Consider the following 10,591-nt stretch of genomic DNA (forward strand, 5'->3'; position numbering starts at 1 on the left):
TGCAGGGTTACGAGGATCTCAAAGATCGATGCCACAAATTTTTGCGGCTGGTTCAAAAGCCAGCTTACCCCGTTCGTCCAGGCGGTCGTAGAGGTAACGTCGCGCGGCGCAGACTTCCCGGGCGTGGCGATCGTCAGCTTCGAGGGCCTTGGCGAGGGAAAAGCGGGCTATGGGGACCGCATCTAGATCACACTCCGCGCGCAGCCGCTTGCCATGGCGCACGCGCTGGGGGGCCTCGCCCTGGGGACAGCTCAGCTCCACCCAGGGGTGCCGCAGGTTGGGGTCGATGGCCCCGTAGCTCTCCAGCACGGTGTTCTCGGCGAGTACGGTTTGCGGCGTGAAAAACCCGCTCGCGTCCGTTCCTCGGTTGACGACCCCGAATTCGCCCTCGACCGCGTTGATTTCTCGGCTGTGACTGTGGCAACCAACGCAGTCGTTCTTGGTCTCGATGCGGCGCAGGTAGGCCGCGCGCGCCTTGGCGTCGAGCTTTTGCGCCCGGGGCTGGGTCTCGAGCTCGGCGAGCAAGCGGCGGGTGGCCTCGGCGTGGGCTTGCGCGGAAGAGCGCGGCCACTCGTAGCCAAACAGTCCCCCGCGCGCGTCGCTGCGGTAGGTATGCATCCACTCTTCCCCGTCCTCGTCGATGCGCGTGCCTCGGACGTCGATGACCCGGCGGGCGTTGGCGGGGCCGCGGGACTCGACCCGATCGGCGACGGTGCCCGGGGGAAAGCGCAGGCGCAGCTCCCCGTCGTCACCCTCGACGGTCTCGATCGTCGCGCCGTCCGGCACGCGCAGCCACACGACCACGTCGTCTTGCCCCGCGGTGGAGGTGGGCAGGCGAACGGGCGGGACCATGGCGACGAAGCCGTCGAGATCCCAGTGCGCGTCCCAGCCCTTGGCAGGCTCGGCGATGGTCAGTCGGCGGACCGGGCCGTCCTGGCTGTCCTCCCGTGCCTGTCCCTGCTCCTTCGACCGCTCGCAAGCCGTCGCTCCCGTGAGGGTCAGGAGCGAGGCGGTCGCAAGGGCGCAAACGAACCTGGCCGAGGGTTGAAGCATCCGCTCCGACTCCTAGCACAGCTCACTCGCGGGCGACGTTCCGGACCATCCAGTTGGGGTAGATGGTCGGCGGCGGGGCGAGCCCGGCCACGCTCTCGAGCTCCGCGTCCGTCCACACCACGTCGACGGCCTCGGGGTCGTCCTCGAGCTGGCGCATCTTCTTGGCCCCGATGACCACCGTGCTCACCCCGGCCTGGGGCGCTCGCGTAGCTGGGCCAGGGGCTGGCGCTGGCGGCCTTGGGCGTCGAAGTTGGCCGGATCGAGCCAGCGCTCGAAGGCCTCGCGCAGCGCCGGCCAGCGCGCGTCGGTGACCGCGAACCAGGCCGTGTCGCGGTTGCGTCCCTTGACGACCACGGCGTTGCAAAAGGTGCCCTCGTAGGCGAAGCCGAGGCGCTCGGCGGCCCGGCGCGAGGCGGCGTTGAGGCTGTCGCACTTCCACTCGTAGCGGCGGTAGCCGAGCTCGTCGAAGGCTCGGCGCATCATCAGGTACATCGCCTCGGTCGCCGCCGGGGTCCGCTGCAGCGCGGGCGCGTAGTGGATGTGGCCGACCTCGACGACGCCGTGCTCGGGGACGATGCGCAGGTAGCTGGCGACGCCCGTGGCCTCGCCGCTGCGCGCGTCGACGATCGCGTGGAAGATCGGGTCGGGGCGTCCTTGGACGCTGCGCACCCAGGCGCTGTAATCCGCTTTCGAAGGGAAGGGGCCGTAGGCGAGGTAGGTCCAGGAGCGACCGTCGAGGTCTGCGCAGTTGGCCGCGTGCAGCGACGCGGCGTGGGCGTCGGCGTCGAGGGCTTCGACGCGGCAGTACCGACCGAGCATGGGCGCTGCGCCGGGGCGGGGGCGGCTCGTCCAGTTGGGCAGCAGCTCGCCGACGGGTTGGCCGAGGGCGTTTTGGTGAGTGGATCCCGCAGGCATGCGTCCGCGAGCGTACCCCGATGGGGGCCTCGGACCTCGACCTTGCCAGCTTGCGATGGGGCGCCCCAGAGGCCACGGACGGGGCAAAACGCCAGGTTGCGCGGGTTTGGGCGCCGACGTATTACCTGAACGTGGAGCTACGGATTGCGGCGTTGGTCGGATGTTGCGCGTTGGTGTTTGGCGGCGCGTGTGCGGATGACGGGGGCGCGGGCATGGGCGGCGACGAGGTCGCGGGGGAGACGGTCGGGACGGACTCCGAGGGCGAGTCGGGGACGGACTCGAGCACGGATTCGGGGACCGAGACGGGTACCGAGGACGCGGAGTCGACGGACGCAGGCTCGGAGACGACCGAGACGGACACCGAGACCGGCGCCGAAGAGAGCGGCGGGAACCTCAAGCCCGCGGACGCGCCCGACTGGGTCGTGGTCACCGTGTCCGGGCACTGCATCCCGCCGGGCTGCGCCGTCCCGGGGGCCAACAACGAGTACCTCGCCGACACCGGCACGGCGCAGCGCTTCGTCGACCTGCTCGAGGTCTGGGGCTACTCCGTCGAGCGGTTCAGCTACTCCGACGAGTTCTACAACCGCGACAACTCGGCGGCCGTGCTCCAGCCCGGCCAGGGCTCGCCGACCATCTTCGGCTTCCTGCAGATGTTCGAGGACCTGACGATGATCCGCGACGAGTGGGTCGCGGACTTCGACGACCCGACGCGGATCCTGCTCGTCGCGCACTCCCACGGCGTGGTCTGGTCGCACTCGGCCTTGATGGCCTTCCCCGACCTGCCCGTGGAGATCGTCATCGACTTCGACGGCAAGTCGCTGGCCTGGGAGGACGAGGACGTCCTGCTCGAGTTCGGGGACACCTGGCAGGCGGTCATCGCCGCCTACACCCAGGCCGAGGGCATCAACTGGGGCTTCAACCTGGGCGCCGCGGAGGCCTCGTGGCCCGTGCCCGGCCTGCCGCAGCAGGACCTCGAGGACGTCGTGCCCGCGTGGGTCGGGACCAACATCGAGCTCCAGGCGACCTCGGGGCTGATCATGCCCTTCCCCGACAACGACGACAACCACCGCCTCGACGGGAGCACCGATGGCATCGTCCGCTTCGAGTCGCAGTCGGAGGACCACGTCGAGATCGACAACGCGGACAGCGAGGCCGTGGACTGGGCCATCGGCCAGGTCGCCGAGCTGCTCGGGGGCTAGCTCGACACCTAGCTCAAGCCCAAGCGCCGACCCAGGTCCGAGCGGAACACGCCCTCGGGGTCGTACTTGGCCTTGATCTCGAGCCAGCGCTCGACCTGGGGGTACATGGCCCGGAAGGTGTCCGGCGCCAGGTAGGAGTCCTTGCCCAGGTAGATGCGCCCGCCGGCGTCGAGGACCATGCGGTCGAGCTCGGCGAGGAGCTCGGGGAGGCCGTCGCGCACGGGGAAGTCGATGGCGAAGGTATAGCCCTCGAAGGGGAAGGACAGGATGCCCTCGCTGGCCGGGCCCATCTTCTTGAGCACGTTGAGGAAGGGCAGCTGGCCGCCGACGGCGATGGCCTCGAGGATCTGCCGCATGCGCGCGGGGCCGTCCTCGAGGGGGATCACGAACTGCCACTGGGTAAAGCCGCGGCGGCCGTAGCCGCGCCACCACTCGCCGATGGCGTCGAGGGGGTAGAAGAATTTTTCGTAGTGGGCGATGGGCTTGCCGCGGCCGAGCACGGTCTCGAGCACGACGTTGAGCATGCGGATGCTCAGCTTGTTGAGCACGATCTCGGGGGCCTCGAAGGGCACGGTGAGCTTGGGGCCGCCGGACAGCTGCAGGGGGTCGCGGGCGAGGGCCGGGGGCAGGTCGCCGGGCTCGGCGTGGTCGCCCACGGTCAGCACGCCCCGGCCCAGGCGCGCGCCCGTGGCGAAGGGGTCGATCCACGCGACGGAGTAGGGCTCGTGGTCGTACTCCTCGAGGGCCGCGAGCATGGCGTCGAGGTCGTTGACCTTGATCGCGCGCTGGCGAAAGTAGGTGGTGGTGATCGGGCGCAGGCGCAGGCGCGCCGTGAGGATCACGCCCAGCAGGCCCATGCCGCCGAAGTTGGCCCAGAACAGATCGGCGCGCTCGTCTCGGCTGGCGCGCACGACCTCGCCGCTGGCCAGCAGCACGGTCATGGACTCGACGCACTCGCAAAAGGAGCCCTGGGTGTGGTGGGCCTTGCCGTGGACGTCGTTGGCGATGCAGCCCCCGACCGTCACGTATTTGGTGCCCGGGGTGATCGCCGGGAAGAAGCCACGCGGGCCGAAGTCGGCGATGATCTGGGCGAGGGAGGTCCCGGCCTCGCACTCGAGGGTGCCCGTCGCCGGGTCGAAGCCCAGGTAACGATCCAGGGTCGAGAGGTCGAGGACTTGCCCGCGCTCGTTGGTCGCGGCGTCGCCGTAGCTGCGGCCCAGGCCCCGGGCCACGGAGCCGGCGTTGCCTGGGGGCTGCGCGAGGCTGCGCCCGACCTGGGCCGGCGTCTGGGGCTGATCGACGAAGCAGTCCACGCGCTTGTTGGCGCCCCAGCCCCACAGGGTGGTCGGGGCACGCTGCACGAGGGCCGTGGACGCGGTCGACATGGAAGGCTGGGTATAACTGGAAGCGAGGGAGGCCGCCACGGGAGCAGCCTATCCGCGGCCTGTCCTCACCGGGAGGCCGCGCGGAGGCATGTTCGTGCAAAATCTTTGCAAGCGTTGGCGACGCGCCCAGGCGCCTCAGCGGCGCACGATCGCCACGTCGATGGTCGCTCCGTGGCAGCACACGTCCGTGGCGTCGAGGGCGTGCACGTCCCACTCGCCGGTCTCGGCGGCGACCACCGCGGGCTCGCCCACGTAGACTTGGTGGACGCTCTCGCCCCCGGACACGGACACCCGGACGTGGCCGTTGCCGGTCTCCCCGGTCTCGGGGTCGGCCTCGCAGAAGCTGGCGTAGCCCATGCTCAGCGAGCCCCAGTCCGCGGCGCTGGCGTAGCGGATCTGCGCGAGCACGACCCCGTCGGGGTCGTCGAGGCGGATGTGCGGGCCGGGCCCAAAGCGGCCGCTCATGTCCTCGACGAGGACCAGCTCGTGGCTCGCGCTCATGTCGAGGGCGGGCATGGCCGCGGCCGGGGCCTCGAGCACGACGGCGTGGCCGATGCCCTCGAAGTCCGTGCAGTCGAAGCTCAAGGTCAGCGTGCCGGCGTCGTGCTCGAACTGCACCGGGGTGCAGCTGGCCGTGAGCGTGGGGACGGTGTCGGAGCCGTCGACGGACACGGCGATCACCGGGTCGAGGCTCATGGCCGCGACGCACTCGCCGCTGCCCTCGTCGCCCTCGTCGCTTTGTTCGCCCTCCGACTCCTCCTCGGCTTCCTCCAGGCCCTCGTCCGCTCCGGTGTCGTCGGCGGGGGCTTCTTCCTCTCCGCCCAGGGTCGTCTCGGTCTCCTCCACGCAAGCCACCGAGGTCGTGGCGAGGGCGAGGGCGAGGGCGAGGGCGAACCCGGTCGAGTTCGAGCGTGCTCGATGCATGCCGAGTAGGTACCCCGCGGACAGCGTTTCGATCACTCCGCTGCGTTGGCGCAGGGGGCCCAAGCGTGGACTTTCCCTCAGCCGCGCGTTCATTACGGATTTGGGCACAATTTCTCCCGTCGTGAGGCGACGACGCGAGCGCTCTGTGGAGTGTGAGCGAAAGGCCGCCGCGAGCCCGCCGCAGGGGCGGTCGTGTGCGAGCTCCGTTAACCCGGGCGCAAAGGTTGACCCAAGCCCAGGGCTGGCGGGGCTAGGATGCGTCATGCGCCGCTCGTGGATCCTCGCCCTCGCCCTCGCCCTGCCCGCGCTCCCGGGCTGCTTCATCTTCGGCATCGGTCAGAGCCCGGGGCAGGCCCAGGCGCAGGCCAACGCCCAGGCGCAGATGCAGGCCAACCTCGAGCAGCTGCGGACCCAGGCCAAGGCCGGCGACGCCCAGGCCCAGGTGAGCTTCGCGGCCACGCTCATCGGCGTGCTCGGCAATCCGGGCGCCAAGGATGCCTACCCCGAGATCGACTGGGACACGATGGCCGCCGAGGCCGAGGGCATGCTCGCGGAGCAGCAGGCCAACGCGCCGGATGAAGCCACGGCCATGCAGGCGCTCTCGCTCCGCTCGCAGCTGCAGACGGCGACCGGTCGGGGCGCGGACGCCCTCGCCAGCTGGCAGACCGCCCACGACGCGAGCCCGAGCTTCACGACGGCCATGGGCGTGCTGTTGACGAGCCAGGCGACCGGTGTGGCGCTCGAGGACCCCGTCGGCTTTTGCGAGCAAAACCGCGGCCAGGCCCAGGACGAGGCCCAGCTCTACCAGTTCATGCAGGCCTGCTACGGGGTCAACCCCGCGGGCGACCTGGCCACCGCGCTGCCCTGGGCCAGCGAGGCCGACCTGGCCACCTACGCCGCGGTCGACGCCCAGGTCCAGGCCGAGGCCGCCGCGCGCCAGGCCGAGTGGGAGGCCCAGCGCGAGGCCGAGCGGGCCGAGAACCAGCGGCGCATGGACGAGGCCGCGGCCGCGTCTGCGTCGAGCAGCTCCAGCAGCTCCAGCGGCGGCGGCTCGACCAGCTCCGCGCCCAGCTCGGTCAGCGTGACCCTCAAGAACAACTGCCCGAACACGGTCAAGATCTTCTTCGGCGACAAGCCCAAGTTCGGCAGCGGGACCTACTCGAGCCTCAGCTCGAACACCTCGACCTCGAAGAGCTTCCGCCCCGGGGACATGGTCTGGATCGTCGACGACAGCCAAAACGGCGTGGCCTCGGCGACGGTCTCGGCGAGCACCCGGCGGATCGAGGTCACCTCGAGCTGCACGGGGCTCTCGGCTCGCTGAGCGCTCGGCCCCTCAGTAAGGCAGGACGGCGTAGTCCTCGAACAGCGCCGAGTTGCAGTAGTTGTCGACGTCGTCGGGCGGGAGGCCGTCGACGTACATGCCGAATTCGAACTCCCACTCGATGCCCTGTTCTTCTTCGAGCTCCTCTTGGTACTCCTCGATCTCTTCGAGGATCCAGCAGGTCCGCGTACACACCACGCCGATCTCGAGGTAGCAGTACTGCTCGGTGTCGCCGGACTCCATCCAGCCCTCGCCGAAGCCGGCGTAGTCCCGGGTCACGCTGTAGTCCCACTGGGGGTCGTAGCCGAAGTAGCCCTCCTGGGTGATCGTGCCGTCGGGGGCGACGTAGGTGTCGTACTGGCGGGCGGCGTCGAGGGAGCTGAGCTCGAGGTGGGTCCAGCGCTCGCCGTCGAGGTTGCGCTGCTCGGTGACGGTGATCGAGGTGTTCGCCTCTTGACCGGACTGGTAGTAGCTGGCCACGGCCTCGGAGCTGCCGTCGGGGTAGAGGGTGCCGACGACGTCGGCGATCAGCGTGGTCACGCTGTGGTTCTTGGCCAGGGGCCGCTGCTCCTCGTAGTCGTAGCGGCCCGCGCTCCAGGTGCCGGTGTGGCTCAGGCCGAGGGTGGTGGGCTCGAGGATGCGCTGCTCGTCGCAGCCGCTGCGCATGCGCCGGACGTTCTCCTCCCAGACCCGACCCTGGCTGTCGGTGATCGTCGTGGTCATGCCGACCATGAGGTCGCCGTCGAGGCCGACCATGCCGCCGCCGGTCACCGCCGTGTCGACGATGTAGGCGCTCTGGGCGAAGGCGACGTCCCACCACAGGCTCATCGTGTCGGCCGAGTACGCGCCGCTGACGTTGGCGATCGCGCTGCCGAGGAAGTCGTAGTCGAAGCTCCCGTCGAGGGGGCCGTTGAGCACGTGGGCGGCGGGGTCGTCGGGCCAGTCGAAGCGGTGCTCGCAGGTCGGCGTGGGCGGGACGGGGAGGCCGGCGTTCGCGGTCGAAGCCGTGAGGCCGACGATTCCCAAGAGGCTCAAAGCGGCGATCTTGCTCACATTCATTTCGTGGAATGTATAGAGTCACCAGCTCGAATTCTCAATACCTGATGAAAGAACGAGCTCGCCTCTGGAGGGGCAGCGCTCCCGGCCTGTGCCTAAACTCGGCGATCATTGCCATTTTCGCGCAGTGTGCCCGGGCGAGGGTGCGATGTGATGGCCATGGTCACAGCATTGTGACCGGAGGGTTTGATTGTGAGCAGTGCGGCGGGTTTGGAAGCCGAGCGCGAGCCGGATCAGTCGGCGTAGACGGCGTCGATCGCCGCGGCGTAGTCCTCGAGGGTCGCCTCCGCGTCGCAGGCCAGGAGGTCGTCGAGGAGCCACAGCCAGCCGCCGACGGTGACGTCCGACCAACCTTCGAGCCGGGTCTGGACCTCCTCGGGGGTCTCGCCCTGGTTGCAGCCCTCGCCGTGCAAGCTCCACAGCCCGACCTCGATCTCGACGCCCTCGAAGGCCGCGCTCCAGTCGGCCGGGTCGTTGCCCGCCCCGCCGGCGTAGACCTGCAGCAGCACGCGATCGACCAGGCCCGGCTGCACGCTCTCGAGGTAGTCGTAGACGGCGACCCAAAAGTTCATGTTGTCGTAGGGGGCGAAGGTGATCTTGTAGTCGAGCTCGGACAGCATCAGGCTAAAGGCGATGGTCGGGTTGGGCTGGTAGTAGGTCTCGTCGTCGTAGTTGATCGCGTCGATGGTCGGGATGATCTCTTTGAGCTTGGCGAAGTTGCGGTACAGGACGCTGTCGGGGCCCGTGCCCTCGGCCTCGATGAGCGCGGCGATGTTGTCGAAGTCGGGCACGCCCCAGGCGCCCACGGAGAACTCCGTGCGCGTGACCGTGGTCGGCTCTTGTTCGAGGCTGACGACCAGGGCGGGCCACTCGGGCTTGCCGACGTACTCGCCGTCTTCGATGATCAGCTGATCGTTGAGGACGAGGTCGCCGTTGTCGTGGACGTGCACGCTCCACAAGATCATGGTCTCGAAGCCCGAGGCGCGCATGCGCGGCATGACGGTCTCGGCGTCGTGATAGAAGGGCCCGCCGCCGAACACTCCGCTGGGGCGGCCGCTGGGGACCTCGACGCCGCCGTCGTCGGTGGTCTCGTCGCCGACCTCGTCGGCGCTCGTGTCCGTGGTCGTGTCGCCCACCCCCTCGGCGCCGCCCGAGGGGGTCCCGGCGCAGGCGCTCGCGGCGAGGACGGTCAGGCAGGCGAGGGCGGGGCGCAGGGCGTCGAGGACCATGCCCTGGTCTAACCCAGGGCGCCGCCGGCTTCCACGCGCCAGCGCACCTGGCCGTCGACGAGGGTCGCGCGGGGCTCGAGCTCGGGGCCGAACACGCTCACGCTGGCGCGCATGCCCGGGCGCAGCGTGCCCAGCTCGGCGTCGACACCGAGGGCCTGCGCGGGCTGGGCCGAGGCCATGCGCAGGGCGGCGTGCACGGACACGCCCATCATCTCGACGGCGTTTTTGACGGCGCGCGCGAGGGGCAGGTGAGCCCCAGCCAGGCGGCCCTCGGCGTTCGTCAGCCGACCCTCGCGCAGCTCGATGGTCTCGCCGTAGAGGGAAAAGCGCGAGCGCTCGCTGGCCACGGTCGGCATGCCGTCGGAGACCAGGCACAGCCGCGCGCAGCCGCGGCGCTCGGCGAGCATGCGCAGCACCTCGGGGGCGACGTGGTGGCCGTCGGCGATGAGCCCGAGCCACAGGTCGTCGAGCAAAAGCCCCGCGCCCACGGCCCCGGGCTCGCGGTGGTGGAGGGGGGACATGGCGTTGAAGAAGTGGGTGAAGCCGCGGGCCCCGGCCGCGCGGGCCCGGGCGACGTCGGCGAAGCGGGCGTTGGTGTGGCCCATGAACACGGCGAAGCCGGCCTGGCTCAGCGCCTCGATGTGGGGAGCGTCGACGTGCTCGGGGGCGAGGGTGATGAGGTCGCGGCCGGTGCCGCGCAGCTCGAGCAGCGCGGCGAGGGCGGGGGCGTCGAGGGCCTCGATGGCCTCGGCGCGGTGCACCCCTCGCTTGCCAGGGTCGATGTGCGGGCCCTCGTAGTGCACGCCGAGGAGCTCCGGGAGCGCGCCGCGGGCCTGCTCGACGGCGTCTCGGGCCGCGCGGCGGACCGCGGGCGCGTCGGTCAGCACGGTGGGCAGGAAGTGGCACACGCCGGTCTGGGCGAGGGCCCGGGCCATGGTCTCGAGGCCGGCGCGGGTCGGGCTGGCGTTGAACAGCACCCCGCCGGCGCCGTTGACCTGCATGTCGAGCAGGCCCGGGGCGGCGAGACCTTCGAAGTTGCGCGCGGGGTCGTCCAGGCGCGGCGCGTGCTCGCGCAGGGCGGCCACTCGTCCGTCGTCGTCGACCTCGAGCACGCAGGCCTCGCGTTCGGTGGCGCCGTCGAACAGGCGCTCGAACCAGTGGCGGGTCACGGCGGGGGCTCCCGTCGGGCGATGCGCTCACGCAACGCCTGGACGCCGGCGGGGTCCGTGCGCTGGCGGCCGAAGTCCGTGTCTCGAGGTCCGCCGCGGCGCTCGGCGAAGGCCCCGGGCTCGCGGACCTTGCACGAGGCGTGCAGCTCGTCGGGCCAGACCTGGTCGAGGAGGGCGTCGACGGTGCTCGCGTTGACCCCCGCGCCGGCCATGATCGCCACGCGACCGGCGGCGGCCTCGACCAGGCGGGCGAGGAGGGGGGCGCCGTCGAGGGCGGAGCTCGCCTGGCCCGAGCTCAAGATCCGCGCGCAGCCCAGCTCGACGGCGAGCTCGAGGGCGC

At 70.6% G+C, this 10,591-nt stretch carries 11 protein-coding genes; 2 read left to right on the forward strand and 9 right to left on the reverse strand.

Annotated features, from left to right (window positions below; translation table 11 throughout):
* Positions 1–18 precede the first annotated feature (18 nt).
* The 3 genes from PPSIR1_RS36045 to PPSIR1_RS36050 are packed head-to-tail and all read right to left on the reverse strand — an operon-like array spanning position 19 to position 1,968.
* Positions 19–1,053 (reverse strand): hypothetical protein, encoded by a 1,035-nt coding sequence (locus tag PPSIR1_RS36045; RefSeq protein ID WP_006976205.1) that lies wholly within the window; start codon positions 1,051–1,053, stop codon positions 19–21.
* 22 nt (positions 1,054–1,075) lie between these two features.
* Positions 1,076–1,240, reverse strand: coding sequence for a hypothetical protein (locus PPSIR1_RS48720; RefSeq protein WP_006976206.1), 165 nt, complete (start codon positions 1,238–1,240; stop codon positions 1,076–1,078).
* Positions 1,237–1,968 (reverse strand): GNAT family N-acetyltransferase, encoded by a 732-nt coding sequence (locus tag PPSIR1_RS36050; protein ID WP_006976207.1) that lies wholly within the window; start codon positions 1,966–1,968, stop codon positions 1,237–1,239. The genes PPSIR1_RS48720 and PPSIR1_RS36050 overlap by 4 nt, the downstream gene beginning before the upstream one ends.
* A gap of 173 nt (positions 1,969–2,141) precedes the next feature.
* Here PPSIR1_RS36050 and PPSIR1_RS36055 point away from each other — a divergent pair, with 173 nt between their 5' ends.
* A complete protein-coding gene (locus PPSIR1_RS36055; protein ID WP_157596346.1) occupies positions 2,142–3,167 on the forward strand; it encodes a hypothetical protein in 1,026 nt (341 codons plus the stop codon).
* Positions 3,168–3,175: 8 nt separating this feature from the next.
* Here the strand turns inward: PPSIR1_RS36055 and PPSIR1_RS36060 are convergent, their stop codons facing one another.
* Complete coding sequence (locus tag PPSIR1_RS36060) at positions 3,176–4,552, reverse strand: FAD-binding oxidoreductase (protein ID WP_006976209.1); 1,377 nt, start codon at positions 4,550–4,552, stop codon at positions 3,176–3,178.
* A gap of 135 nt (positions 4,553–4,687) precedes the next feature.
* Positions 4,688–5,476, reverse strand: coding sequence for a hypothetical protein (locus PPSIR1_RS36065; RefSeq protein WP_006976210.1), 789 nt, complete (start codon positions 5,474–5,476; stop codon positions 4,688–4,690).
* A gap of 262 nt (positions 5,477–5,738) precedes the next feature.
* On the opposite strand from PPSIR1_RS36065, the gene PPSIR1_RS36070 reads away from it, so the two are divergent.
* Positions 5,739–6,797, forward strand: coding sequence for a hypothetical protein (locus PPSIR1_RS36070; protein WP_006976211.1), 1,059 nt, complete (start codon positions 5,739–5,741; stop codon positions 6,795–6,797).
* 12 nt (positions 6,798–6,809) lie between these two features.
* Here the strand turns inward: PPSIR1_RS36070 and PPSIR1_RS36075 are convergent, their stop codons facing one another.
* From PPSIR1_RS36075 to PPSIR1_RS36090, 4 genes are all read right to left on the reverse strand, one after another.
* Complete coding sequence (locus PPSIR1_RS36075; RefSeq protein ID WP_157596347.1) at positions 6,810–7,856, reverse strand: hypothetical protein; 1,047 nt, start codon at positions 7,854–7,856, stop codon at positions 6,810–6,812.
* Positions 7,857–8,086: 230 nt separating this feature from the next.
* Entirely contained in the window at positions 8,087–9,082 is a 996-nt protein-coding gene (locus PPSIR1_RS36080) for a hypothetical protein (RefSeq protein WP_006976213.1), read from the reverse strand.
* Positions 9,083–9,090: 8 nt separating this feature from the next.
* Positions 9,091–10,251: an N-acetylglucosamine-6-phosphate deacetylase gene (nagA, locus tag PPSIR1_RS36085; RefSeq protein ID WP_006976214.1), complete on the reverse strand. Its 1,161-nt coding sequence runs from the start codon at positions 10,249–10,251 to the stop codon at positions 9,091–9,093.
* A partial coding sequence (locus PPSIR1_RS36090; RefSeq protein WP_006976215.1) for a copper homeostasis protein CutC occupies positions 10,248–10,591 on the reverse strand: 344 nt, incomplete at its 5' end. The genes PPSIR1_RS36090 and nagA, both read right to left, overlap by 4 nt.

The organism is Plesiocystis pacifica SIR-1 (assembly GCF_000170895.1).
Classification (GTDB): Bacteria; Myxococcota_A; Polyangia; order Nannocystales; family Nannocystaceae; genus Plesiocystis; species Plesiocystis pacifica.